Genomic DNA, 24,550 nt, shown 5'->3' with positions numbered 1-24,550 from the left:
ATGGACCTCCAGACCCGCATCACGCTCACCACCGGCATCGCACTGCTGACCTGCGCGCTGGCCGTGGCGGGCGTCCACGCCTACGGCGCCGGCCGGGCCCAGCGCCAGGCCCTCGTCGAGCGCCTGTCCGCCACCGGCCAGATCACCGGCGCGGGCGGTCGCCGACGCCGCTTCGTCGACCTGGACCGCCGCCTGCGCCGTACGAAGCTCGGCAAGCGGCTGGAGCTGCGGCTGGTGGCGACGGGCCTGGACGTCACGCCGGGGGAGTTCTTCGTCTACATGCTGGCGACGGTGGCGGGCCTGTGGCTGATCGGCCAGGCGACACTCGCGCCCTTCTTCGGCCCGATCGCGGGACTGCTGGGGGTGTGGGCCGCCGTCCAGTTCCTGAACTGGCAGCGGCAGAAGCGCATCGAGAAGTTCATCAACCAACTCCCCGAACTGGCCCGCATCCTCGCCAACGCCGCGCACGCCGGCCTGGCCCTGCGCACCGCGATCAGCATGGCCTCGGAGGAGCTGGAGGCCCCGGCGGGCGAGGAACTGGCCAACGTCTCCAACCAGTTGGCCCTGGGCGCCTCGATGGACGACGCCCTGGGCGAACTCGCCGAGCGCCTCCCCTCCCGCGAACTGGTCGTCCTGGTCACCACGCTGGTGCTGTCCAACCGGGCCGGCGGCCAGGTGGTGAGCGCGCTGCGGAACCTGACGGAGACGCTGGAGGAGCGCAAGGAGACGCGACGGGAGATCCGTACGCAGTTGTCCCAGGTGAGCATGACGTCGTACGCGGTCCCGGTGCTCGGCATCGGGTCGCTGTTCCTGATGAACGGGGTGAAGGACGGCGCCCTGGACCGGATGACGGGGTCGCCGCTGGGGCAGGCCGCGGTGCTGATCGCGTTCGGCCTGTACGCGGTGGGCTTCGTGCTGATCCGGCGTATGTCGCGGATCGACGTCTGAGGGGCGGGGAGCACTGATGGGAATCGGACTGCTGCTGGCGGCGGTGATGGCCCTGAGCGTCTGGGGTGTCTTCGCCGGCATCCGCATGTACCGCGCGGAGACCAAGCTGCCCAGCGATCTCGCGCTGGCCCTGGAGATCGGCGCCACCCGCACCGGCGCCGTGGACTCCCTCATCGACCGCATGGGCATGCGCTACGCCCCTGCCGTACTGCGTCTGATGGGCCCCAAGCTGGTCGCCAGGTACCGCCGCAGGATCGACCTCGCGGGCAACCCCGGCGGCCTGACCATCGACCGCTACGCGGCCCGGCGCGCGGTGTACGGCTTCCTCGGCGCGCTCGGCTTCCTGGTCTTCCTGCTGCGGGGACAGTTCCTGGTGGCGTTGCTGCTGCTGGCGTTCGGCGCCTTCTGGACGGAGGTCGGCATCTGGTCGGCGATCCGGATCAGGAAGAACGAGATCGAGCGCACCCTGCCGGACTTCCTGGACGTCCTGGCGGTCGTGGTCAGCGCCGGCCTCGGCTTCCGCCAGGCACTGGACCGGGTCGCCTCGAAGTACGAGGGCCCCTGGGCCGACGAACTGCGCATCACCCTGCGCCAGATGGACCTCGGCATGAACCGCCGCCAGGCCTTCGCGGAGCTGCGGCGCAGGAACGACTCCGAGCAGGTCGCGATGTTCGTGACGGCGCTCCAGCAGGGCGAGGAACTGGGCGCGCCGATCGTCGACACGCTGGTGGCGCTGGCGAAGGACATGCGCCGCACGGATGCGCAGAACGCGCGCAGGAAGGCGGCCAGGGCGGTCCCCCGGGCCACGCTGATGATCACGACGTTCATGGTCCCGGCGACGATGCTCCTGCTGGGGGCGGGGCTGCTGCTGGGGTCGGGGACGGACTTCGGGTCGCTGACGGGGGAGTAGGGGAGGGGCCGTGGCGGGCGTGCCATTGAGGGTGAGGTCGGGGACGGCGAGGGCCGGCCTCGGGCTTCTGCGCGGCCGCCTGCTGCCGCACGGCCGCCGGCTGTCGCGGGGACCCGGGGAAGTGGACGGGTCCGCGAAGATCCCGCTCCAGGTCAACGCCCTGCAGGCGATGTGCCGCCAGGTCTTCGGCTTCCGGCTGGCCATGATCGCCCTCGCGGCACCCGCGGCCCTGCTCAACGCGGCGCCCGGCCTCGGCGCCCGCCTGGTCGGCGCGGCGGTGGTCGTCACGTTCATGGTCTCGTACGCCCTGTTCCGCGACTGGGAACGCTTCGGCCCCCTCCTCCTGCGCCACCCCACCCTCCTGGCGGCGGACACCGTCTTCACCTCCCTCCTCCTCGTCTCGGCAGGCCCCGACACCACCCTGGCCTACGTCAGCGTCTGCACCCCGCTGCTGGCCGGCATCGTCTACGGCCACCGGGGCGCGGCGGTGTTCGCGAGCGTGCAGTCCCTGATCCTGCTGCTGGTCTACGCGATCAACACGGACGCCGCCAGGTCGGCGAGCCTGGCGGACAAGCTCCTCCTGCCGGGCCTGTGCGTCATCACGGGGGCACTGGGCTCGTCCCTGCGCAACCTCATGCTCCGCTTCGGCACGGCCACCCAGGCCCTGACGACGGTCCAGGCGCGCCTCGCGGTCACCGAGGCGGTCGGCGCGGAACGGGCCCGGCTGGCCCGCGAGATGCACGACTCGGTGGCGAAGACACTGCACGGCGTGGCCCTGGCGGCGGACGGCCTGGCGATCTCGGCGAAGGCCACCGCGATGGACCCGGCCCGCATCGCCCGACAGGCGGAACTGGTGTCCCGCTCGGCCCGCAGAGCGGCGGCGGAGTCCCGGGAGCTCCTGGCGGACCTGCGCCGCGAGTCGGACCCCGACAGCATGACGGACGTGGCACCGGAACTGGCCGACCAGGCGAGGGACTTCACAGAACGGACCGGCCTACCGGCGACGTACGACGGGACGTGCGACGAGGCGAAAGGCGAGGCCCCCGCACCCCCGGTCCCGCCCGCCGTGGCCCGCCAGCTCCTCACCATCACGGCGGAGGCGATGGAGAACGCCCACCGCCACGCGAACGCGACCCGGGTGGAGGTGCGGGCCGGGGTCCGAGCCGACGTGCTGTGCGTGACGATCACGGACGACGGCCGCGGCCTGCCCCCCGACACCACCCTGGAACACCTGCGCCGAACGGGCCACTTCGGGCTGCTCGGCATGGCCGAACGAGCCGCCTCGATAGGCGCCCGCATCCACTTCGGCAAGGGCACCCACGCCCGTGGCACGGAGGTCCGCCTGGAACTGCCCCTGGCGGCCCTGACGACGAAGGCGGCCTCATGAACACCCCTCTGCGGATCGTCGTGGCCGACGACAACCCAGTGGTCCGAGCAGGTCTCACGGCGCTCCTCACCACCCACGAGGACATCACCGTCACAGCGGAGGCGGCCGATGGTCACGAGGCCCAGACGGCGGCCCGACAGCACCGCCCCGATGTGATCCTTCTGGACGTTCGCATGCCGGGCATGGACGGCATAGAGGCCTTACCGGGGCTCGTCCGCATCGCCCCGGTGATGATGTTGACGTACAGCGGGGAGTCGGAGACGGTGCGGGAGGCGCTGCGCCGGGGGGCCGCCGGGTACCTGGTGCACGGTGAGTTCACGGCCGACGAACTCGTGGACGCCGTACGGGACATCAGGCGGGGCAGGTCCCGCTTCACGCCTACGGCGAAGGCTTACCTCGCGCAAGCAAACGCCGAAGTGGTAACTGAGGCAGGGAATTTAGCGGAACCGCTTTCGCAAGTGCAACCAACTGTGGGACAGTCTTCGTCGTACAGGTCGCGGTTCCGGCTGAGCAGGAGGGAGGCGGAGATCATGGGCCTCATCGCAGCGGGCATGAACAATCAGCAGATCGCCGCCACCTGCTTCATCAGCGAGAAGACGGTCAAGAACCACATCAACCGGATCTTCGCCAAACTCCACAGCACGAGCCGCGCCGAAGCCGCCGCCAAGTGGCTGGGCACGGCCCCGGGTTCACACCCAGGACGGAGCTGACCGGCGATGACACAGCGATGGTTTTCGGCCGAGGCCCGGAATTGGGTCCGGGGACCCTCTGGTGTTCGGGGTATGCACGCTTACGTTTCTCCCGATACTTCTCACAGGACTTGCGAGCCCAGAGGGGAACACCATGAGCAACTGGATCAACACCACCGTCGCCCACCTACGCTCTCGCGCCGCTCGCGACGACAAGGGGCAGACGGCGGTGGAGTATCTGGGCATCATCGCGGTGGTGGTGGCGATTGTGTTGGCCATTACGGGGACGGACATCGGCAACACGATCTATACCGCGATCACGGACAAGGTCGCCGAAGTCGTAGGCGGCTGATGCGGCGGCCCCGTAGGTGCGACGACGCAGGGCAGGCCTTCCCCATCTACATCACGGTGGTGGCAGGCCTGCTCTTTCTCGCGTTCGCGTACCTTGCGGTCGGCCAGGCCGCGGCGAATCGGAACGGCGCCCAGACAGCCGCCGACGCGGCGGCGCTGGCGGCGGCGCAGGAGACCCGGGACCAACTCGCCGGGGACTGGCTGGAGGTCGTGGGCGACCCCACGAAGTGGCAGGACATCCTTGACGGCGGCGGCGCGGTGTTCAACGGCTGCTGGCGGGCGTACGAGCTGGCGGCCCAGAACGACGCCGGTGTCGAGGACTGCGGGGCATCAGGGGTGTTGGGCTACAAGGTGGTTGTCAGGACCGACAAGTCCGTGGGCGACTCCATCGTCCCCGGCACGGAGGACTTCAGGTCGCGGGCGTCGGCCAGGGCAGTGATCGAGCCTCTCTGCACATTCGACCTCCCCGGTGGGGACGCCGACGACGGTGACGGCAACGACACACTGCCACTGCCGCAACTCACCTGCGAGGACACCTGGGACCCGGACCCGGACGACCCGGCGTCGCTTCCCGATCCCGAGGACCTCTTCGACGTCCACCTGGCCGACTGACAAGCGAACGACGAGTGACGAAGGAAGCAGAGGCATGAGCATTCGGTTCACCACGAAGGCCCGCAGGGGGATGGTCGCGATGACCGTCGCGGCCGGACTGGCCCTCGGTGCGGCCGGCTGCGGAAGCGGGGGCGACGACGACAAGAAGCCGAAGAAGTCGGCTTCGGCCCCCCAGGACCGCGGGTCCGATCCAAGTGCTCAGGAAGGCCAGTCCGACACGCCCCTCGCGGAGATGAAGGGTTCGAGCGGCCTGCTGCTCCAGGTCACCTCTGCCGAGCGTGACTCGGGGGGCTTCGTCACTGTCAGCGGCACCCTGAAGAACGACGGTGCACAACGGGTCACCGTGCCTGCGGCGGTGAGGGGCGACGAGACGGAGATACTCCGTCACGGCATGTCGCTCGGCGGCGCGACCCTGGTGGACAGCAAGGACAAGAAGCGTTACTACGTGCTGCGCGACACGGACGGACGGCCCCTGACGACGACGGGCTTCACATCCTTGAAGGCGGGGGAATCGGTCGCCGTCTTCATCCAGTTCCCGTCCCCGCCCTCGGGCTCATCCGAAGTGACCCTCCAACTGCCGACGTTCGCCAGCGCCCCGATCACGATCTCCGGGTGAGGCCCCCATGACCCGCACCCCCCGCCTCCCCCTGACCCTCTCCGCCGCCACCCTCATGGTCGCCGCCAACCTCCTCGGCGCCACCACGGCCCGCGCCGCCGACGACCCCAGCGTCCCGCCCGGCACCGAGGCCACCGCCGCCGCACCCGTCGAAGTGGACGCCAACGACCCCGACCTCAAGCTCCCCGAAGGCGCCACCCTCGCCGAGGCCAAGGTCCTGGACATCAAGCAGGTGGTGGAGGACCAGGCCGGCGAGGAACGCCGGGAGGACACCAACGCGGACGTGAAGTTCGCGCTCCAGGCCGAGGTCCTGTTCCCCAAGGACAGCGCGAAGCTGACCGGCGAGGCGAAGTCCCGTATCGCCTCGATCGCGGAGGAGATCAAGACCCAGAACGCCACGCGGATCCGTGTCTTCGGCTTCACCGACAACCTGGGCTCCTCGGCCCACGGCGACGTCCTGTCCCGGCAGCGCGCCAACGCCGTGCAGGGAGTCCTGGAGTCGGAGCTGAACGACTCGACGATCACCTACGAGACGCGGGGCTACGGCGAGGACTACCCCATCTCCTCCAACGCGACGGAGGAGGGCCGTAAGAAGAACCGACGGGTGGAGGTGTCCTTCCCGCGCTCGGACGGCTGACCCGCGCTCACCGCCTTCCCGGAACGCCACCTGGCCCAGGCATCGGCCTCGGCCTCGGCCTCGCGCACAGTCTCGAGCTGATCCATCAGCTGCCGGTCGATGATCGTGGCGCCCCGCCACCGCCTGATCCGCCGCCCCTGACCGAGCTGGCCCACCAGGTGACCTGCCCGACGAACAGCTCCAGCACCGACACCGCCCTCGGCCACATCCACGATCTCGGCCAGGGCGCCGATCCGAGGGTCCGCCCGCCCGTACGGCGCGTGGTCCCCTCAAGTGGAAGGATCGGTGCCATGGGCACCAAGAGGGACTGGGTGTACCGGGTCGACGAGCCCCACGGCTCGCAGGGCTGGCGCCCCTACGGCGCCCCTCCCGAGCGATGGCGGGGCACGGTCATCACCGACGACCCCAAGGAGACCGCACAGTACGTCGCCGCCCTCGTCGTCACCGCCCTGCTGACCGAGTGGGAGTCGGGCGGCACCGGGCGGCGGCACGTGCGCGTGATCGTCTGGGCGGACCGGGAGGGCGACGGCCCCGAGGACGCGGCGTTCACGGTGGAGATCCGGCCCGACGCGGGGTGACCCGTCCGGGACGGGAACCTTCTTCGGCGCAATCCCCTCAACCCGCCTGCCCGACACGGCTTTCGGGAGGGGTCCCGCGACGCGCTCTGTAGCGTGCGCGGATGGGTGAGCTGTCCACCATCCCCTTCTGTCCGTGCTCTGACGCATGGCGCCGGCCGCGTGACGGACGGGAAAGGAGCAATCATGGGCACGACACGGGAAGAGGTCAAAGCCGGATTCTGGGTCATCGGCGGTATCGCGGCCCTGGTCACCGTCGGCCTGATCATCACTCTCGTCATCGGCGGCATCAGCTGGCTGACCGCCCCGTTCCGCGGCGAAGTCGACGAACGCGCCCGCACTGACGGTTCAGGTGCGTTCCGGATCGCCACGTACGAGGAGTTCTTCGGGCTCTGTTCCACGGTGCAGTCCAAGGAAGAGACGATCAAGGCCCTGGAAGAGGAGGACAAGACGGCCTCCGAGTCCAGGCGGGCCCAGATCAGCGTCTCCCTCACCGCCCTGAAGTCGTCCCGGATCGAGGCGGTCAACGAATACAACGCCAAGGCCGCACAGGAGCACCGGAGCGCCTTCAAGGACGAGGACCTGCCGCCGCGGTTGGACGTGAACGACATGAGTACCACCTGTGCGCCGTGACGAATACGAGAGGGGGAGAAGGGCCATGAAGCGCATCGAACGCATCGAACGCATCGAACGCATCAAACGCATCAAACGCACCGCACTGGCCGTCGCCACCGTTCTGCTGGTCGGCTTCACCGCCGCCTGCGAGGACGACTCCACTCAGGCGAAGGAGACGGAGGCGAAGCAGAAGGGCTACGACAAACTCGTGGCGAACCAGCCGATCGAGGTCCCCGAGTACTCGACGACGCGAGAGACCATCAACAGGTGGATCAAGACCTGGGGAAAGGCCGACTCGAAGGGCAAACTCAGCTACGTCTACCTTCAGAACGCCAAGGGGGAGTACGGCTACTTCGTTCTGAAGGGCCTCCCCGTCTCGTACTGTGCGCTGGGTACGCCACCGTCGAAGACGAAGTCGAACAACAGCGGCGGCCTGGTCAACGTCCCGCTCCCGGAAATGGACGGCACCTACAGCGACGGGGCCGGAACCTGCAACACCTACTACGGCTTCGACGCCACCACGGGTGCCTACATGGAGTTCACCATCGGGATGAACCAGAGCTTCTTCCTCTTCGACCAGCCTTCGACGCTGCCGGAGTTCAGCTCCGCGTCCCAGATGGGACCCAGCTCGATCGAGGACGTGGCTCCCTGAGCCCTTTGCGGTGGCGGAAGATCCGGCGAACCTGCACACCGTTCACCGGGTGGTCATACCAGACCTGAGCGGGGGTCACCTTCGCCGGAATGCCGAGGGCTTTGGCGGGGATTTGCCCACTGTGGAAACCGGGGCGCAACACTGTGGGCGGAGTGGGATGGCGGGCCGTGTGAGGGTGTCGGCGCATCTCTTGACCAGATCCTCACGCCGGTGAAGCCGGTGCACTCGATTCGGCCCGGCGCTCCCGCCTCTCGGTGGTCGGCTCACCTGCGGCGTGCTTGGATCACGTGCTCGGTGGGGTCGCCCAGCACGCTTCCTGTCCCGGGAAGCGGGCGGACACCACCCTTGATCAAGCGCTCACTCGAAGGGAACCGCTCCCCATGAACCTCAGCTCCCAGGTGAACACGGCCGAGCTGTCCGACGCCGCCCTGGACAACGTCTCCGGCGGCAACGCCGCCAGCGCCTCCGGCGGCCTCGCGGGCAGCCTCTCCGGCGCTCTCGCCGGCCACCTTCACGCCGAGACCCCGGTCGGTGCCGTCTGCGCCGACGTGTTCGCCGCCGCCTCCACCGAGGGTGTCACGGCGGGCGTGCACGTCAACGCCATAGCCGGCTGACGAATCGACCTGTCACGGGCCCGGGCGCTCACCGCGCTCACGGCCCGGCGGCCGGACCGCGGGAATGCATCCGTGCACTGCCGCGGTCCGACCGGTCACCGTCACCGTCACCCGGCCCCGACCGTCACCCGAACCCCCACCCCCACCCCCCACTCCGCCATGGCGCCGGCCCCCGCCTCCAGCACATGCCGCGACCGCAGCCGAGGCAACCCCAACCGCCCCGGCCCCATGGTCCGTACGGCGACGACACGCAACCCGCGGTCGAGGTAGGCGACATCGATCGGCATGCGCATGCGGAAGGTGTGCACCCCGCTCGCCGGTGTCAGCAGCATCGCCCCGTCGATGGCGTCACGCCCCAGGAGCCCCTTCGTTCGGGCCCGGTACGACGAGGCGATCTCCAGGGGGACCGACACATCACCCCGTTCGCCGTGCACGATCAGCGTCCCGTGCCCGTCACCCCACCGCCGCCCCATGCCGGCCGCCTCCCGTCGCTCCCGGATTCTCGGTTGTCCGGCCAGTGTTACCCGGGTAGGAAAGGTCCCATGACTGGACTCGGCGCAGTGTTCCGTCCCCAACTCGCACCCGAACGACTCCGGACCGTCGCCCGGCTCGCCGACGACGCGGGCCTGGAGGAGCTGTGGCTCTGGGAGGACTGCTTCCGGGAGGGCGGGATCTCCACCGCGGCGGCCGCCCTCGCCTGGACCGAACGGATCAAGGTCGGCGTCGGGCTGCTGCCCGTGCCGCTGCGGAACGTCGCGATCACCGCCATGGAGGCCGCCACCCTGCACCGGATGTTCCCGGGCCGGCCGATCCTCGCCGTCGGACACGGTGTGCAGGACTGGATGGGGCAGATCGGGGCCCGGGTCGATTCCCCGGTGACCCTGCTGCGGGAGCACCTCGACGCCCTGCGCGCCCTGTTGCGCGGGGAACTGGTGACCGTCGAGGGGCGGTACGTCAAGCTCGACGACGTCGCCCTGGACTGGCCGCCCGCCGAGCCGGTGCCCGTCATCGCCGGCGCCACCGGGCCCCGCTCGCTGCGGCTGGCCGGTGCCGCCGCCGACGGGACGCTGCTGACGGCCGGGACTCCGCCCGAGGGCGTGCGCAGGGCGCGGCAGCTCATCGACGAGGGGCGGGAGTCGGCCGGGCGGGCCGGTACCGAGCCGCATGAGCTCGTCGTCTACCTGCTCACCGCCACCGGGGCCGACGGGCCCGCCCGGCTCAGGGCCGAGCTCGAGGCCGAGGGGCTCGCCTCCGTGGCCGACCTCGGCGTCGCCGGGGACGCGGGGGCGGTCGCGAAGGCCGTGCAGCGACTCGCGGACGCCGGTGCCGACACCGTGGTGCTCCAGCCGACGGCGGACGAGCCCGATCCCGAGGGCTTCGTGCGCTTCGTGGCGGAGGAAGTACGGCCGTTGGTTCCGTAGGGCGTCGGTCGGCCAGGGGCGTTGTCAGTGGCTGCTGCCACACTCCGGGGCATGAGCGATGACCCGAGCACCGACAGCATCGACCACGACGTGGACGTACGGCTCCGGGAGGTGCTCGACGCCGACCTGGAGGCCTTCCTCGCCTACGAGCACGACCCCGAGGCGCTGCGGCGGTCGAGGTTCACGCCCCGGCCCCGCGACACCTTCATGAAGCACTGGCGGACCAGTGTGCTCGGGGACGAGACGTGTCTCGTGCGGACGGTCCTGGTGGGGGACGACGTGGCCGGCAGCGTCGTCTCCTGGTGGGACGGTGAGCGACGCTTCCTCGGGTACTGGCTCGGGCGGCCGTACTGGGGACGCGGCGTCGGCACCAAGGCCCTCGCCCTCTTCCTGGACACGGAACGGATCCGCCCCTTGTACGCCGACCCCTTCCACGCCAACACCGCCTCCGTACGCCTCCTCGAACACCACGGCTTCCAGCGGGCCGGCACCGTCCGGCGCGGCGACGACGAGCATGTGCTGCTGGTGCTGTCCGGCCCGCCCCGATGAGCCCGGCCGGCTGATCGCCCGTCGTCCCGGGCGCCGAAAAACCGGCTGCGGCCAGTGACTACGCCCTGCGATCATGACCGCATGGGAGAGCAGAGCCGGTTGTTCGAGGAACTCGTCGCCGAAGGCTCCGCCGTGCCCACCGAGGGCTGGGACTTCTCGTGGTTCGAGGGGCGGGCCGGCGAGGCGCGGCCGAGCTGGGGGTACGCCGTGTCCCTGGCCCAGCGGCTGGCCGGTGCGACCGCTGCGCTCGACCTCCAGACCGGGGGAGGGGAGGTCCTCGACTTCGCACTCGGCCGGGCGCCGAAGGCGCCCGCACCGACCGTCGCCACCGAGGGCTGGCCGCCGAACGTCGCCAGGGCCACCGCCCTGCTCGCCCCGCGCGGTGTCGCGGTCGTCGCCTCGCCCGAGGACGCCCCGCTGCCCTTCGCCGACGCGGCCTTCGATCTCGTCACGAGCCGGCACCCGGTGCGGGCGAACTGGACGGAGATCTTCCGCGTGCTGCGCCCCGGCGGCACCTACTTCGCCCAGCACGTCGGGCCCCACAGCGTCTTCGAACTCGTCGAGTACTTCCTCGGACCCCAGCCCGACGAGGTCCGCGGCGGCCGCCACCCCGACCGCGAGCGTGCCGACGCCGAGGCCGCCGGCCTGGAGATCGTCGATCTGCGGGCGGAGAAACTCCGCATGGAGTTCCGCGACATCGCCGCCGTCGTCCACTTTCTGCGCAAGGTGGTGTGGATGGTCCCCGGATTCACCGTCGAGGCGTACCGGCCCCAACTGCGCGCCCTGCACGAGCAGATCGAGTCCGAGGGCCCCTTCGTCGCCCACAGCACCCGGCACCTCTTCGACGCCCGCAAGCCCAGCCCCTGAGCAGGCCCCTCCGCATCGGTGCAAACCGTGCATTCATGAGCGAAAGCCGCTGACCCCCTGCGCATCCAAGGATCCCCCGCCTTTTCCACATTGTTATGGCGGCCGACTCGCTTTCCTCGCGGCTCTCACGTAAGTTCAGACCAAGGTAATTCGCGTACGCAAAGCTGCGCGGCGGCACCGCGCAGCGGAGGGGGCTGCGCGGTGCCATGCCCCGGTAGCGCCCCGCTGCTGGACGCGCGTCGCTTCGGTATCGCATCCGCCCGGCCTCTTGACGTGCGGCGTCAAGGAGGCGTTCGCGGTCGGGGTCACCCGGGGGAGGGAAGTGCGGACAAGTCGTCCGGCAGGCCTCAAGTGACGGCAAACCCTCCGGATCCATCCGTATCCCTCCCGTTTCCCCTGGGAATACGGCCCGAACCCGCCATGAATCCGCCACGAAAGCGCCCTCTGGTGGCCACCGCCCCGTCGCCGAGCGATTTCGGAGAGTAGTTGTGGCACGCCGATGCACGCAGCATCACTTACGAAGGGTTATGGTGGAAACCCCCCCTCGGGCCGGTCCGTCTCCCCCCCACGGACCGGCCCGTTTTTTGCCTCGACGCCTCCGGCGCCCGCCCGAGGAACCGCCCCGGACGCCCGGCGGACAACCCGCACCCAAAGCCCCGGCCCAAGCCTCACAGGGGTACGCTTCGCCGAAGGGGACCGCCGTACGGAGGGGCTGACGAACAAGTGAACCTGCGCGACAAGCTGCGCAACCTGCTGGTCAGGCTGTACGCACGCCGGGTGGAGGGCCACCTGGACCACGCTCAGGTGCCCAAGCACATCGGCGTCATCATGGACGGCAACCGGCGCTGGGCGAAGGCCGCGGGTTCCACCACCGTGCACGGTCACCGGGCCGGTGCCGAGAAGATCGAGGAATTCCTCGGCTGGTGCAGCGAGACGGACGTGGAAGTCGTCACCCTCTGGCTGCTGTCGACCGACAACTTCGACCGGCCGCAGGACGAACTCGTCCCGCTGCTCGGCATCATCGAGGACGTCGTACGGACCCTCGCCGCCGACGGCCGCTGGCGAGTGCACCACGTCGGCACCCCGGACCTGCTGCCCTCGCAGATGCAGACCACGCTGAAGGAGGCCGAGGGGTCCACGGCCCACGTCGACGGGATACTGGTCAACGTCGCCATCGGCTACGGCGGACGTCAGGAGATCGCCGACGCCGTGCGCTCCATGGTCCTCGACGCCCACGACAAGGGCACCTCGATGGAGGACCTCGCCGAGGCCGTCAGCGTCGACCTGATCGGCCGCCACCTCTACACCGGCGACCAGCCCGACCCCGACCTCGTGATCCGCACCAGCGGCGAGCAGCGGCTGTCCGGATTCATGCTCTGGCAGACGGCCCACTCCGAGTACTACTTCTGTGAGGTCTTCTGGCCGGCCTTCCGCAAGGTCGACTTCCTGCGCGCCCTGCGCGACTACGCGGCCCGGCACCGGCGTTACGGCGGCTGAGCCCCCTTTCGGCCAGCTGACCGCCGTATTTCGGCGAGGCGAAAGTCACCTTCTTTGGGACAGAAGTAACAAGGAGTTCACCGGGGCGCCGTCATATGCGCTGGCATGGCAGCGCATGTTCGAGGGCATAAGGCAAGCAGGTCGACGCCCGAACCACGGGTGTCGTATCTCAGCGGGCGGCGCCGGAGCCGTCCGCCCGGGAGGCCCTTTGCACCAGCCCGACCGTGCGGTCACGGCACGGAAGAAGCAGTGGAGGGCCGGTTTTCGGCCCATGCCAGGCGTGCAGGGCGGCCGACGACCGGTCCAGCTCCACTCCGTCGCTCCCCGACCTCATCCGAGGGGGTACGTCCTTCCGTGGTGACCAGCACAAAGCGCCACAAGCCAGACCGGCGCACCTACGTTCTCGACACCAGCGTCCTGCTGGCCGACCCGAACGCCCTGAACCGCTTCGACGAGCACGAGGTCGTGCTCCCCATCGTCGTGGTGACGGAACTGGAGGCCAAGCGGCACCATCCCGAACTCGGCTACTTCGCCCGGCAGGCGCTGCGCTTGCTCGACGACTACCGGGTGAAGCATGGCCGTCTCGACGCCCCGATTCCGATCGGGGACCTCGGCGGGACCGTCCGTGTCGAGCTCAACCACTCGGACCCCAGCGTGCTGCCCACCGGCTACCGCCTGGGGGACAACGACTCCCGCATCCTCGCGGTCGCCCGCAATCTGCAGGCCGAGGGGTTCGACGTCACCGTCGTGTCGAAGGACCTGCCGCTCAGGATCAAGGCCTCGTCCGTCGGCCTCCTCGCCGAGGAGTACCGCGCCGAGCTCGCCATCACGGACTCCTCCGGCTGGACCGGAATGTCCGAACTGACCCTGCCGGGCGAACAGGTGGACATCCTCTTCGAGGAGGGGCACGTCTTCGTCCCCGAAGCGGCCGACATGCCGGTGCACACCGGGCTGACCATCCACTCCGAGCGCGGCAAGGCGCTGGGCCGGATCACGCCCGAGGGCAACGTCCGGGTGGTGCGCGGCGATCGGGAGGCCTTCGGCATCAAGGGGCGCAGTGCCGAGCAGCGGATCGCGCTCGACCTGCTGCTCGATCCGGACGTCGGGATCGTGTCGATGGGCGGCCGGGCCGGCACCGGCAAGTCGGCGCTGGCGCTGTGCGCGGGTCTGGAGGCGGTCCTCGAGCGCCGTCAGCACCAGAAGGTGATGGTCTTCCGGCCGCTGTACGCGGTGGGCGGGCAGGAACTCGGCTATCTGCCGGGCACCGAGGCCGAGAAGATGAGCCCCTGGGCGCAGGCGGTCTTCGACACCCTCTCCGCGGTCACCAGCCGCGAGGTCATCGAGGAGGTCACCGCACGCGGAATGCTGGAGGTGCTCCCCCTCACCCATATCCGCGGACGGTCGCTGCACGACGCGTTCGTGATCGTGGACGAGGCGCAGTCGCTGGAACGGAATGTGCTTCTTACCGTTCTGTCCCGAATCGGCGCCAATTCGCGGGTGGTTCTCACTCACGACGTGGCGCAGCGGGACAATCTGCGGGTCGGGCGCTACGACGGTGTCGTCGCCGTCGTGGAGAAGCTGAAGGGGCATCCCCTCTTCGCCCACGTCACCCTGACGCGGTCCGAGAGGTCCCAGATCGCCGCCCTTGTGACCGAAATGCTGGAGGACGGGCAGATCTGACCCAAGTGCTCAACTTGCGGTAGCTACTCGTTGGTTGGCGCCGTTCGGAAGGCGGGAGAGCCTATCCGGGCGGCGCCTCGGCGTGTGCGGCTTTCCGCAAAACCCCAGGGACAAACGAGGTGTGAGCTTTCACACGCAACACAGAATTGCCTTGCGGCGTCCGGGTGCGGCAGAGTCTCACTCCTGTCAGGCCCCGCATACGACACACCTGTACCCCCAGCGGTACGGACCCACAGCAGCACCACCACCAACTGCATAGCGACGTCGTATGCCGCCCGAGTCAGTACGCGGCGCTCCCTCGCGGGAGTTGCCCACCGGGTCCGTGCCTCCCGTGACCCCGCAGTTGGGAGGCCAGCGCCAGGGGCAAGATTGCGTCCGCCAGGGTCACCGAAGCGGGCGATGCTGGAAGGAAACCGTGTGAGTCCGATTTCGGTCAGGGGATTCGCAGTGGCCTCGGCCACCGCGGTCACCGCTGTCGGAAGCGTCGTCGGCGTTGCCTCGGGCAGCACCGCGCAGAACAACGACGCCGAAGCGACGGCAGCCGATTCGACGCTCCTCGCGGACATACCCGCGGGCCAGCAGGCCCAGGTGCAGACCGAGTCCGTGTCGGCGCAGGCGGATGTGCAGGCCATCGCCGCGGACGTGAGCGCCAAGAAGGACGCCGAGGAGGCGGCCCGCAAGGCTGCCGCTCAGAGCGCGATCGAGAAGAAGGAAGCCGCCGAGAAGGCGGCGCGGGAAGCCAAGGAGCGCGAAGAGGCCGAGGCGAAGGCCTCCCGGTCCTCCTCCGCCGACTTCCCCGTCCAGAGCTCGTACACCATCGCGCAGATCCAGGCGATGGCGCGGTCCATGGTGCCGAGCGACCAGTGGCAGTGCTTCAGCAACATCGTGGACCACGAGTCCAGCTGGAACTACCGGGCGGTCAACCCCTCCTCCGGCGCCTACGGCCTCTTCCAGGCCCTGCCCGGTTCCAAGATGTCGTCCGTCGGCTCGGACTGGCAGACGAACCCGGCCACCCAGATCAAGTGGGGCCTGAACTACATGAACGAGCGCTACGACAGCCCCTGCGGCGCCTGGAGCTTCTGGCAGGCCAACCGCTGGTACTGAGCCCTCGCTCAACCCCGCAGAGCCCCTCACCGTCCTTCGGTGAGGGGCTTTCGCTCTTCTGCGGACCGTGCCATGTACGGTCGGGTTCAACGACTCCAGGGGGGAGTGGTGGGGACAGACGGGGGAAGAGGACGGATCATGTCGCGAGTGCCAGGGTGGCTCGGACGGCTCGGTGCCGGGCTGACCGAGATGAGCGAGCGGTTGGCCGAGCGCCGCGCCGCGGTGGAACGGGAGAGCGCCGAACTCCAGCCGGCACGGCAGCCCGTGGCCGCCGCTGAAACGGCCCCCGACGACATGCCACCGCCCCCCGGCCACGTACCGGCGCCCCCCGACTACGCGCCCAGCGCTCCGCCGCCCCGCCCCGACCCCGCACAGGTCGTGCCGTGGGGCGTACGGGTCGCGGCCGAGGCCGGCTGGCGGCTGCTGGTGCTGGCCGGAACCGTCTGGGTGCTGATGCGGGTCATCAGCGCCGTCCAACTCGTCGTGCTGGCCTTCGTCATCGCCCTGCTCCTCACCGCGCTGATGCAGCCCTCGGTGGCCTGGCTGACCCGGCGCGGAGTGCCGCGCGGGCCCGCCACCGCGCTGACCGCGATCCTCGGGTTCGTCGTCATCGGGCTGATGGGCTGGTTCGTGACCTGGCAGGTCATGGAGAACATCGACAACCTCTCCGACCAGGTCCAGGACGGCATCGACGAGCTGCGCAACTGGCTGCTCAACAGCCCCTTCCACGTCACCGACAAGCAGATCAACGAGATCGCCGAGAACCTCCGGGAGGCGATCGGCGCCAACACCGACGAGATCACCTCGGCCGGCCTCGAAGGCGTGACCGTCGTCGTCGAAGCCCTCACCGGCATTCTGCTGGCCGCGTTCTCCACGCTCTTCCTGCTCTACGACGGCAAGCGCATCTGGCAGTGGACGCTGAAGCTGGTGCCCGCCGCGGCCCGGCCGGGCGTCGCGGGCGCCGGCCCGCGCGCATGGGCGACGCTCACGGCGTACGTACGCGGCACGGTCCTCGTCGCCCTGATCGACGCCGTCTTCATCGGCATCGGCATCTACTTCCTCGATGTGCCGATGGCCGTCCCGCTGGCCGTGTTCATCTTCCTGTTCTCCTTCATCCCGCTCGTGGGCGCGGTGGCCTCCGGCGCCCTGGCGGTGGTCGTGGCCCTGGTGACCCAGGGCGTCTTCACCGCCGTGATGACCCTCGCCGTCGTCCTGGCGGTCCAGCAGATCGAGGGCCACGTCCTCCAGCCGTTCATCCTCGGCCGCGCGGTCCGCGTCCATCCGCTGGCGGTCGTGCTGTCGGTGGCGGCCGGGGGCATGGTGGCGGGGATCGGCGGCGCGGTGGTCGCCGTACCGCTGGTGGCGGTGTCGAACACGATCGTGGGGTATCTGCGGGCGTACGCGCAGGAATCGGTCCCGAGCAGCGCCGGTCAGCGAAAGCCGGCCCGTCCGGCGATTGCGGACGAGGCCGTTCAGGCCGAAGGGGGGTCTGGGGGCGCGGCCCCCGGTAACGACGGCCACCACAACGCAGCGGACCCCGCCCACGAAGGGTGAGCGGGGTCCGAAGAGCAACGGCGCCTATTCGACGTCGGCCAGCACGGCCTCGGCCTCCAAGGCGGAGCCCACGGCCTGGATCACCGAGGCGATCTTGAACGCCTCCTGGACGACCTCGCGGTCCACGCCCGCCTTGCGCAGCACCTGCTCGTGCGAGTCCAGGCACATGCCGCAGCCGTTGATGGCGGACACCGCGAACGACCACAGCTCGAAGTCGACCTTGTCGACACCGGGGTTGCCGATGACGTTCATCCGGAGCCCGGCGCGCAGGTTGCCGTACTCGTGGTCGGACAGCAGGTGCCGGGTGCGGTAGAAGACGTTGTTCATCGCCATCACCGCGGCCGCGGACTTCGCCGCCTTGTACGCCTCCGGCGACAGGTTCGCCTTCGCCTCCGGCGCCAGCTCGCGCAGCACGATCGGGGAGCGGGAGGCGATCGCCGTGGCGAGCACCGTGCCCCACAGCTGCTGCGCCGGGAGGTCCGAGTTGCCGATGACCGAGCCCAGGTTGAGCTTCAGGTCCTTGGCGTAGTCCGGTATGCGGGACTTCAGGGAGTCGAGGGACATGTCACTCACTCTCCGGCAAGGAGCTTGACCGGGTCCAGGGTGTCCTCGCCCTTGGTCCAGTTGCACGGGCACAGCTCGTCCGTCTGCAGGGCGTCCAGGACCCGCAGGACCTCCTTGGGGTTACGGCCGACGGAGCCGGCGGTCACCATGGAGAACTGGATCTCGTTGTTCTGGTCGACGATGAAGACGGCGCGCTTGGCGAAGCCGTCCTCGCCCTCGATGCCGAGGTCGCGCATCAGCTCGTGCTTGGAGTCGGCCATCATCGGGAACGGCAGGTCGCGCAGGTCGTCGTGGTCCTTGCGCCAGGCGTGGTGGACGAACTCCGAGTCACCGGAGAAGCCGAGGACCTGGGCGTCGCGGTCGGCGAACTCCTCGTTCAGCTTGCCGAAGGCCGCGATCTCGGTCGGGCAGACGAAGGTGAAGTCCTTCGGCCAGGCGAAGACGATCTTCCACTTGCCCTCGTAGGTCTTGTGGTCGATCGTCTCGAACTCCGCGCCCTTCTCCAGCGAGACGCAGGCGGTCAGTTCGAACTCGGGGAACTTGTCACCGACAGTGAGCACACGCTCTCCTTGCAGCGAAGAGACACCCGTTCGGTACAGGTGTCTCCCTTTGGGTTGGACCTTACCGATCCTGGCACAGGCTGCATTGATACGGGAAATAGCTACACTCGGTCGGATTGATCGAAGGAGCCTATCGATGACCGCCGGTAAGAGGAGACAGCCCAGCCTCGCCCAGCTGCGGGCCTTCGCCGCCGTCGCCGAGCATCTGCACTTCCGGGACGCGGCCGCCGCGATCGGCATGAGCCAGCCCGCGCTCTCGGGCGCCGTGTCCGCCCTGGAGGAGACCCTCGGGATCACCCTGCTGGAGCGCACGACCCGCAAGGTGCTGCTCTCGCCGGCCGGCGAGCGGCTGGCCGTACGGGCGAAGGCGGTGCTGGTCGAGGTCGGCGCGCTGATGGAGGAGGCCGAGGCGGTCCGGGCGCCGTTCACCGGCGCGCTGCGCCTCGGGGTCATCCCGACGGTGGCGCCGTATCTGCTGCCGACGGTGCTGCGGCTGGTCCACGACCGGTATCCGCACCTCGACCTGCAGGTGCACGAGGAGCAGACCGCCAGCCTGGTCGACGGGCTCACCGCGGGCCGCCTGGACCTGCTTCTTCTCGCCGTCCCCCTCGGGGTGCCCGGGGTGGCCGAACTGCCCCTGTTCGACGAGGACTTCGTGCTCGTCACGCCCCTCGACCACTGGCTCGGCGGCCGCGAGGGCATTGCGCGCGGGGTGCTCAAGGAGCTGAACCTGCTGCTGCTCGACGAGGGGCACTGCCTGCGCGACCAGGCCCTCGACATCTGCCGCGAGGCCGGGCGTGCGGACGCCCCCGTCACCACCACGGCCGCCGGACTGTCCACCCTGGTGCAGCTCGTCGCCGGCGGCCTCGGTGTCACCCTGCTGCCGCGCACCGCCGTCAAGGTCGAGACGACCCGCAGCAACCAGCTGCTGACCGCCTGCTTCGCCGACCCGGCCCCGACCCGCCGCATCGCCCTCGCGATGCGCACGGGCGCCGCCGCAGCGCGGAGTACCAGGAACTGGCGGCCGCACTGCGGGCGGCGCTGAGCCCGCTGCCCGTACGGGTGCTGGCGGCGGACGCCTCCCTGGGGCGTGTGCCGGACGTCCCGCCTGCGCCGCGATCGCACGGACCGACCGCGGACGACGACGGGACGTCCGGCACACACCCTGGGTGACGTCACTCCGTGCGCAGCCCGTCCGGTCGCATCAGCCGCAGCAGCGGCGGCAGGCTGAGCAGCGTCACCGCGAGGACGACGCCAGCGCCGACGCCCGTCATCGACAGCACGCTCGTCCAGTCCACGACGATCGGGGTGTCCGTCATCTTCAGCAGGACCGCGCCCAGGGTCAGCCCCACCACCGTGGACAGCAGCAGGCCCAGGGCGATCGGGATGGCCGTCTGCCACAGCACCGACAGGCTCAGCGTGCGGCGCCGGGTGCCGAAGGCGACCAGCGACGACAGCAGCTTCTTGCGGTCGCGCAGCTGCTCGAGCTGGGAGACCAGCAGGCTCGCGCCGATCAGCGCCAGCACGGCGACGGCGCCGACGAACAGGCCGGTGCGGATGGTTTCGTAGCGGTCGGACGTGCGGGTGGAGGACCAGGTCATGGGGGTCGACAGCGGGTCCACGGCCGCCGCCGTGTTCCGTACCCGCTCCACCACATCGGCAGCGGGGCCGTCGAAGCTGAGGTACACCTGCCCCCGCAGGGCCGGCGCGGCGGACGCGGGCAGCGCCTTCGGGGTGAGCAGGAAGCCGCCCCGCTCGCGGGCCATCTGGTCCAGCCGTGTCCCGGCCGGCTTGAGGTCCTTCGGCACGGTCCAGGCGATCTCCTGCCGCCGCAGGCCGCCTTCGTACGACGGGTCGAGGTAGACGGTCCGGCCCGGCTGCTTCACCAGCGTCCGGGTGTTCTCGTCCTCCGCGGCGTTCGACACGTAGAAGGCGTCACCGTCCCGGCACGAGGGGAGCTTGGCCACCTCGCGCAGCGACGCGCAGTCGCCGACGGTCATCTCGGCGCCCATGTCCGGGTCCCTGCGCCGCTCGCCCAGGTAGCCCTCGGCGTACGCGTGGACCTGCCGGACGCCCTCGGTGTCCCGGAACTTCTCGACCGCCGGGCCGAGTTGGGCGCCACGGGACATGGAGACCTGCATCTGCGCCCGATAGAGGTCGTACCCGGTGTCCTCGGTGTAGTCGCTCTGCACCCCGGCGAACAGCATCTGCAGCGCGATCGCCCCGGCGACCGCCACCGCGACGCCGTTGACCATGCGGGCCGCCGTGCCGCTGCTCAACTGGAGCCTGCGCACGGCCAGTTGCCAGGCGACACCGCCCGAGCCGAGCCGGGCGACGACCGCCTCGACGATCCAGGGCAGCAGCGTGGTCACGCCGATGAGCAGCAGGAGCACACCGCCGATGACCAGGTACTCGTTGAAGGTGCCGCCGTCGCGGCCCTGGCCGATCATCGGCCACAGCATCGCCAGGCCGCCCAGCGGCAGCAGCAGCCGCCACCACAGCCGGCGCCGCGTGGGCTTCGCCGTGCGCACCACGCCGAGCGGCTCGATCACCACCCCGCGCATCGCGAACATCGTGACCAGCACGGCCGCCGCCGGCACCGCCAGGCCGACGAGCACGGCCAGCAAGGGGGAGGGGTTGAGGTAGCTCGGGAAGACGCTGACGTCGAACACCTCGACCGAGCCCGCGATCTCCCGCCCGACCATGAAGAAGACCGCGCCGAAGACCAGTCCGAGCACCGAGCCCGCCAGCGCCTCGCCGGCCGCGACCCGCCGGGTCATCCGGCTGTCGGAGCCGACCAGCCGCAGTGCCGCGAGCCGCCGGTCACGCCGCTCGCCGCCGAAGCGCACGGCCGCGGCGATGAACACGGCGACCGGCATCAGCAGCACCACGAAGACGACGACGACCATCAGGATCAGCACCGGGTCGGTCCGTGTCTCGGTCGGGCTCGTGTCCCCGAACCGCTCGATACGGGCCACCCGGGAGCCGTCGATATGCGGCGCGAGGCCCTCACCGCCCCGGAAGAAGGCGAGTTCGTGGGAGCCGATCAGCCCGCTCTCCGCGATGGTGCCGACGATCCGCTCCGGCAGCCGCTCGCGCAGCAGCCTTGCGTCGTCCGACTCCAGCAGCTTCTTCAGCGCGGGGGACACGACCATCTCGCCCACCGCCGGGAACTCCTCCACCCCCGGCGGCAGCGGTGCCTTCGCTCCTTCGGGCTCCAGGGCCCGGCCGCGGACGTCCTTGCCGCGGAAGTCGGTGTCGACGTCCGCGACGAGCAGGGTGGCGTCCGACTTCTTCCTGTCCGCAAAGCTGTAGGCGATGTCGGTGCGGGCGTTCTCCCGGTCGTGCCGGGCCGTCAGCATGTTCGGGACCGCCGTCGTCAGCAGCAGCAACGCCACCCCGAGGCCCACCCCGACGGCCGTCAGCAGGGCCCGGACCCATCCCTCACGTCCGCCGGCGAAGGCGAAGCGGACCCCCATGCCCAGATCCCGGGCCCACTGACCCATGCTCATACGACGCGCTCCATGTCCCGGGACCTGCCGTCCCGTACGACGATCTCGCGGTCGGAGTAGGCGGCCACCCGTGCCTCGTGCGTGACGAGGACGACGGCGGCGTTGGTGGAGCGGGCGGCGTCCGTGAGCAGCTCCATCACGCGCTCGCCGTTGAGGGAGTCCAGCGCGCCGGTCGGCTCGTCGGCGAACAGCACGCGCGGGTTGGTCACCAGCGCCCGGGCGACGGCGACGCGCTGCCCCTGGCCGCCGGAGACCTCACCGGGCCGCTTCTTGCGCAGGTCGTCGACCTCCAGCCGCTCCATCCAGGCCAGGGCGGCCTTCTCGGCCACCTTGCGGGAGGTGCCGTTCAGCCGCAGCGGAAGGGCGACGTTCTCCACGCAGGTCAGCTCCGGCACGAGCTGCCCGAACTGGAAGACGAACCCGAAATCCGAGCGCCTGAGCGCACTGCGCTGGGCGTCGCTCATGGTGGCGAGTTCGAGCCCGTTGTAGGTGATGGACCCCGAGTCGGGCGGCACGATGCCGGCGAGGCAGTGCAGCAGCGTCGACTTGCCGGAGCCGGAGGGGCCCATGACGGCGACGACCTCGCCGGGGTGGATGGAGAACTCGGCGCCGTCGAGCGCGACGGTCGGGCCGTAGGCCTTGCGCAGTTCCTCGGCGGCGAGCAGCGAACCGGGTGGCGGGGTCACTTGGTCACCACCTCGGCCAGCTTGTCGAGGCGCGCGGCGGTCAGTTCCAGCCAGCGCAGGTCGGCCTCGAGGTGGAACAGGGCGTGGTCGCAGATGAGCTGGTCGGCGAGGTCGCCCTTGCGCTTGCGGTCGGTGAGGATCCGCATCAGCCGCAGGTGTTCGGCGCGCTGGGTGTCGAGGATGTCGGCCGCGTTGCGCCGGGTGAGCAGGGCGAGGACGACCTTGGTGTAGAGGGTCGACTGGAGGTACGGCTCCGGCTTCTCGGGCGTCGCGAGCCACTGCTGTACGTCGGTGATCCCGGCGTCCGTGATGGCGTACCGCTTCCGCTCGGGACCGCCGCCGGGCTCGATCCCTTCGACCTCGACGAGCCCGTTCTTCAGCAGCCGGGACATCGTCGAGTAGACCTGGCCGTAGTGCAGCGGCCGGTCGTGACCGAACTTCTCGTCGAAGGCCCGCTTGAGGTCGTAGCCGTGACGGGGGCCCGATTCCAGGAGCCCTAGGAGGGTGTGACCAATGGACATGGCGAGGACTCTACACGGGGTGTATACGCCGCATGTATACGCCCGGTGTGCAGCTCATGGCCGTGGGTACGGAGCCCCAGGTGGGGGCCGATTGTCACGGTTCTGCTACTGGGACTCGGGGGGCTGTGCGGGAGGGCGTCCGCGCCGGGGAATCGGCTTGGCCTCACCCGGCAGCCGGCCCGCCTCCGCCAGGGCGCGCCGCAGCAGGAACTCGATCTGTGCGTTGGCCGAGCGCAGTTCGTCCCCCGCCCACCGGGCCAGCGCCTCGTACACCGACGGGTCCAGCCGCAGCAGCACCTGCTTGCGCTGCTGCGGTCGCCGCTTCGGCGAGGACTCCTCAGGGGGAACCGTCACTGGTAGAGCGTCCCGGTGTTGAGGACCGGCTGCGGGGACCTGTCACCGCACAGCACCACCATCAGGTTCGACACCATCGCCGCCTTGCGCTCCTCGTCCAGCTCCACGATGTCCCGCTCGTTGATCCGCGCGAGAGCCGCCTCGACCATGCCCACCGCTCCGTCGACGATCTGCCGCCGGGCTGCGACCACCGCTCCGGCCTGCTGCCGCTGGAGCATCGCGGAGGCGATCTCGGGAGCGTACGCGAGATGCGTGAAGCGCGACTCGATGATCTGCACTCCGGCCGCCTCCACGCGCGCGTGCAGTTCGGCGGCGAGCTTCTCGGTGATCTCCTCGGCGTTGCCGCGCAGTGAGAGGCCGCCCTCGTCATGGGCGTCGTACGGGTACTCGATGGCTATGTGCCGCACCGCCGCCTCGGTCTGGGTGGAGACGAACTCCAGGAAGTCGTCCACCTCGAACGTGGCCTGCGCGGTGTCCTCGACCCTCCACACCACCACCGCGGCGAGCTCGATCGGGTTGCCGTAGGCGTCGTTGACCTTCAGCACGGCCGTCTCGTGGTTGCGGACCCGGGTCGAGATCCTCGTGCGGGAGGTGAAGGGGTTCACCCAGCGCAGCCCGTCCTCCCGGATCGTCCCCCGGTACCGCCCGAAGAGCTGGACGACCCGAGCCTCGCCCGGCGCGACCATGTTCAGGCCGGACATGGCGAGCAGTGAGCCGAGCCCGGCGAGCACGCCGGGCACGATCAGCGTGGCCTTCACGCCGGCGGCGGCCGCGGCGACGGCCCCGCCCGCCACCAGCCCGCCGCCGACCAGCAGCCCCACCAGGCCGAGCAGCAGGGCGCGCCCGCCGCCGATGCTGTGCGCCGTGAACTCCCGCACCCGCGGCTCGGGCATGTCGGGTACGTCGGCGATGGCTGACGTGGTGTCAGTCCTGGTGTCGGGCTTCGTGTTCGACATGGGTGATATCCCCCGTTTCATCCGGAAACAGTGTCATGTTCCCACTAGCTTTTGTCTAGCTAACTGATATCACTTTACCCCGAGCGAGCAACCCTATGCCCCCCTCAGCCGTCGGTTCC

27 protein-coding genes and 1 pseudogene are annotated in these 24,550 nt (G+C 70.0%); 20 read left to right on the top strand and 8 right to left on the bottom strand.

Going from position 1 to position 24,550, the window contains the following annotated elements; translation table 11 throughout:
* The 12 genes from IM697_RS38750 (at position 1) to IM697_RS38695 (ending at position 8,606) form a co-directional block, all read left to right on the top strand.
* Entirely contained in the window at positions 1 to 948 is a 948-nt protein-coding gene (locus IM697_RS38750; protein WP_194041346.1) for a type II secretion system F family protein, read from the top strand.
* A gap of 16 nt (positions 949 to 964) precedes the next feature.
* Entirely contained in the window at positions 965 to 1,858 is an 894-nt protein-coding gene (locus tag IM697_RS38745; RefSeq protein WP_194041344.1) for a DUF5936 domain-containing protein, read from the top strand.
* Positions 1,859 to 2,027: 169 nt separating this feature from the next.
* Entirely contained in the window at positions 2,028 to 3,245 is a 1,218-nt protein-coding gene (locus IM697_RS38740) for a sensor histidine kinase (RefSeq protein ID WP_194050052.1), read from the top strand.
* Positions 3,242 to 3,955 (top strand): response regulator, encoded by a 714-nt coding sequence (locus IM697_RS38735; protein WP_194041342.1) that lies wholly within the window; start codon positions 3,242 to 3,244, stop codon positions 3,953 to 3,955. Before IM697_RS38740 ends, IM697_RS38735 begins: the two co-directional genes overlap by 4 nt.
* A gap of 133 nt (positions 3,956 to 4,088) precedes the next feature.
* On the top strand, positions 4,089 to 4,286 hold the full coding sequence (locus IM697_RS38730) for a Flp family type IVb pilin (RefSeq protein WP_194041340.1): 198 nt from the start codon (positions 4,089 to 4,091) through the stop codon (positions 4,284 to 4,286).
* Positions 4,286 to 4,897, top strand: a complete 612-nt coding sequence (locus IM697_RS38725) for a pilus assembly protein TadG-related protein (protein WP_194041338.1) — start codon at positions 4,286 to 4,288, stop codon at positions 4,895 to 4,897. The genes IM697_RS38730 and IM697_RS38725 overlap by 1 nt, the downstream gene beginning before the upstream one ends.
* Positions 4,898 to 4,931: 34 nt before the next feature.
* The gene (locus tag IM697_RS38720) at positions 4,932 to 5,513 is read left to right on the top strand and encodes a hypothetical protein (RefSeq protein ID WP_194041336.1); all 582 of its coding nucleotides are present in this window, start codon (positions 4,932 to 4,934) and stop codon (positions 5,511 to 5,513) included.
* 7 nt (positions 5,514 to 5,520) lie between these two features.
* Complete coding sequence (locus IM697_RS38715; RefSeq protein WP_194041334.1) at positions 5,521 to 6,150, top strand: OmpA family protein; 630 nt, start codon at positions 5,521 to 5,523, stop codon at positions 6,148 to 6,150.
* A 290-nt stretch (positions 6,151 to 6,440) separates the two neighbouring features.
* The gene (locus IM697_RS38710) at positions 6,441 to 6,728 is read left to right on the top strand and encodes a hypothetical protein (RefSeq protein ID WP_194041332.1); all 288 of its coding nucleotides are present in this window, start codon (positions 6,441 to 6,443) and stop codon (positions 6,726 to 6,728) included.
* Between the two features lie 183 nt (positions 6,729 to 6,911).
* Complete coding sequence (locus IM697_RS38705) at positions 6,912 to 7,358, top strand: hypothetical protein (protein WP_228044338.1); 447 nt, start codon at positions 6,912 to 6,914, stop codon at positions 7,356 to 7,358.
* A 25-nt stretch (positions 7,359 to 7,383) separates the two neighbouring features.
* A complete protein-coding gene (locus tag IM697_RS38700) occupies positions 7,384 to 7,992 on the top strand; it encodes a hypothetical protein (RefSeq protein ID WP_407699572.1) in 609 nt (202 codons plus the stop codon).
* Between the two features lie 380 nt (positions 7,993 to 8,372).
* Positions 8,373 to 8,606, top strand: a complete 234-nt coding sequence (locus IM697_RS38695) for a hypothetical protein (RefSeq protein ID WP_194041330.1) — start codon at positions 8,373 to 8,375, stop codon at positions 8,604 to 8,606.
* 107 nt (positions 8,607 to 8,713) lie between these two features.
* On the opposite strand, the gene IM697_RS38690 is transcribed toward IM697_RS38695, so the two are convergent.
* The gene (locus IM697_RS38690; RefSeq protein WP_194041328.1) at positions 8,714 to 9,079 is read right to left on the bottom strand and encodes a DUF192 domain-containing protein; all 366 of its coding nucleotides are present in this window, start codon (positions 9,077 to 9,079) and stop codon (positions 8,714 to 8,716) included.
* A gap of 69 nt (positions 9,080 to 9,148) precedes the next feature.
* On the opposite strand from IM697_RS38690, the gene IM697_RS38685 reads away from it, so the two are divergent.
* From IM697_RS38685 to IM697_RS38655, 7 genes are all read left to right on the top strand, one after another.
* Complete coding sequence (locus tag IM697_RS38685) at positions 9,149 to 10,027, top strand: LLM class flavin-dependent oxidoreductase (protein WP_194041326.1); 879 nt, start codon at positions 9,149 to 9,151, stop codon at positions 10,025 to 10,027.
* A 51-nt stretch (positions 10,028 to 10,078) separates the two neighbouring features.
* The gene (locus tag IM697_RS38680) at positions 10,079 to 10,576 is read left to right on the top strand and encodes a GNAT family N-acetyltransferase (RefSeq protein ID WP_194041324.1); all 498 of its coding nucleotides are present in this window, start codon (positions 10,079 to 10,081) and stop codon (positions 10,574 to 10,576) included.
* A gap of 81 nt (positions 10,577 to 10,657) precedes the next feature.
* On the top strand, positions 10,658 to 11,443 hold the full coding sequence (locus IM697_RS38675; RefSeq protein WP_194041322.1) for a class I SAM-dependent methyltransferase: 786 nt from the start codon (positions 10,658 to 10,660) through the stop codon (positions 11,441 to 11,443).
* A gap of 723 nt (positions 11,444 to 12,166) precedes the next feature.
* Positions 12,167 to 12,940 (top strand): isoprenyl transferase, encoded by a 774-nt coding sequence (locus IM697_RS38670; protein ID WP_194041320.1) that lies wholly within the window; start codon positions 12,167 to 12,169, stop codon positions 12,938 to 12,940.
* Between the two features lie 354 nt (positions 12,941 to 13,294).
* On the top strand, positions 13,295 to 14,620 hold the full coding sequence (locus IM697_RS38665; RefSeq protein WP_194041318.1) for a PhoH family protein: 1,326 nt from the start codon (positions 13,295 to 13,297) through the stop codon (positions 14,618 to 14,620).
* 417 nt (positions 14,621 to 15,037) lie between these two features.
* Complete coding sequence (locus tag IM697_RS38660; RefSeq protein WP_456114985.1) at positions 15,038 to 15,724, top strand: aggregation-promoting factor C-terminal-like domain-containing protein; 687 nt, start codon at positions 15,038 to 15,040, stop codon at positions 15,722 to 15,724.
* Between the two features lie 138 nt (positions 15,725 to 15,862).
* The gene (locus IM697_RS38655; RefSeq protein ID WP_194041314.1) at positions 15,863 to 17,278 is read left to right on the top strand and encodes an AI-2E family transporter; all 1,416 of its coding nucleotides are present in this window, start codon (positions 15,863 to 15,865) and stop codon (positions 17,276 to 17,278) included.
* Between the two features lie 24 nt (positions 17,279 to 17,302).
* Here the strand turns inward: IM697_RS38655 and IM697_RS38650 are convergent, their stop codons facing one another.
* Both IM697_RS38650 and IM697_RS38645 read right to left on the bottom strand, forming a co-directional pair.
* Positions 17,303 to 17,842: an alkyl hydroperoxide reductase gene (locus tag IM697_RS38650; protein WP_194041312.1), complete on the bottom strand. Its 540-nt coding sequence runs from the start codon at positions 17,840 to 17,842 to the stop codon at positions 17,303 to 17,305.
* Positions 17,843 to 17,847: 5 nt separating this feature from the next.
* Positions 17,848 to 18,402 carry a peroxiredoxin gene (locus tag IM697_RS38645; protein ID WP_194041310.1) on the bottom strand — a complete coding sequence of 185 codons (555 nt, stop codon included), beginning with the start codon at positions 18,400 to 18,402 and terminating at the stop codon, positions 17,848 to 17,850.
* 136 nt (positions 18,403 to 18,538) lie between these two features.
* On the opposite strand from IM697_RS38645, the pseudogene IM697_RS38640 reads away from it, so the two are divergent.
* Positions 18,539 to 19,575, top strand: a pseudogene (locus IM697_RS38640) (LysR substrate-binding domain-containing protein).
* A 2-nt stretch (positions 19,576 to 19,577) separates the two neighbouring features.
* Here IM697_RS38640 and IM697_RS38635 read toward each other — a convergent pair.
* The 5 genes from IM697_RS38635 to IM697_RS38615 all read right to left on the bottom strand — a co-directional run bounded on the left by IM697_RS38635 (position 19,578) and on the right by IM697_RS38615 (position 24,431).
* Positions 19,578 to 21,914, bottom strand: a complete 2,337-nt coding sequence (locus IM697_RS38635; protein WP_194041308.1) for an ABC transporter permease — start codon at positions 21,912 to 21,914, stop codon at positions 19,578 to 19,580.
* A complete protein-coding gene (locus IM697_RS38630) occupies positions 21,911 to 22,600 on the bottom strand; it encodes an ABC transporter ATP-binding protein (RefSeq protein WP_194041306.1) in 690 nt (229 codons plus the stop codon). The genes IM697_RS38635 and IM697_RS38630 overlap by 4 nt, the downstream gene beginning before the upstream one ends.
* Complete coding sequence (locus tag IM697_RS38625; protein ID WP_194041304.1) at positions 22,597 to 23,121, bottom strand: PadR family transcriptional regulator; 525 nt, start codon at positions 23,119 to 23,121, stop codon at positions 22,597 to 22,599. The genes IM697_RS38630 and IM697_RS38625 overlap by 4 nt, the downstream gene beginning before the upstream one ends.
* 105 nt (positions 23,122 to 23,226) lie before the next feature.
* On the bottom strand, positions 23,227 to 23,475 hold the full coding sequence (locus tag IM697_RS38620) for a type II toxin-antitoxin system antitoxin (RefSeq protein ID WP_194041302.1): 249 nt from the start codon (positions 23,473 to 23,475) through the stop codon (positions 23,227 to 23,229).
* The gene (locus IM697_RS38615) at positions 23,472 to 24,431 is read right to left on the bottom strand and encodes an SPFH domain-containing protein (RefSeq protein WP_194041300.1); all 960 of its coding nucleotides are present in this window, start codon (positions 24,429 to 24,431) and stop codon (positions 23,472 to 23,474) included. The genes IM697_RS38620 and IM697_RS38615 overlap by 4 nt, the downstream gene beginning before the upstream one ends.
* Between the last annotated feature and the right edge of the window lie 119 nt (positions 24,432 to 24,550).

The sequence above is a fragment of the Streptomyces ferrugineus genome (assembly GCF_015160855.1).
GTDB classification, from domain to species: Bacteria; Actinomycetota; Actinomycetes; order Streptomycetales; family Streptomycetaceae; genus Streptomyces; species Streptomyces ferrugineus.
Note: the sequence above shows the minus strand (reverse complement) of the source record. Positions and strands in the feature narration are given on the sequence as shown.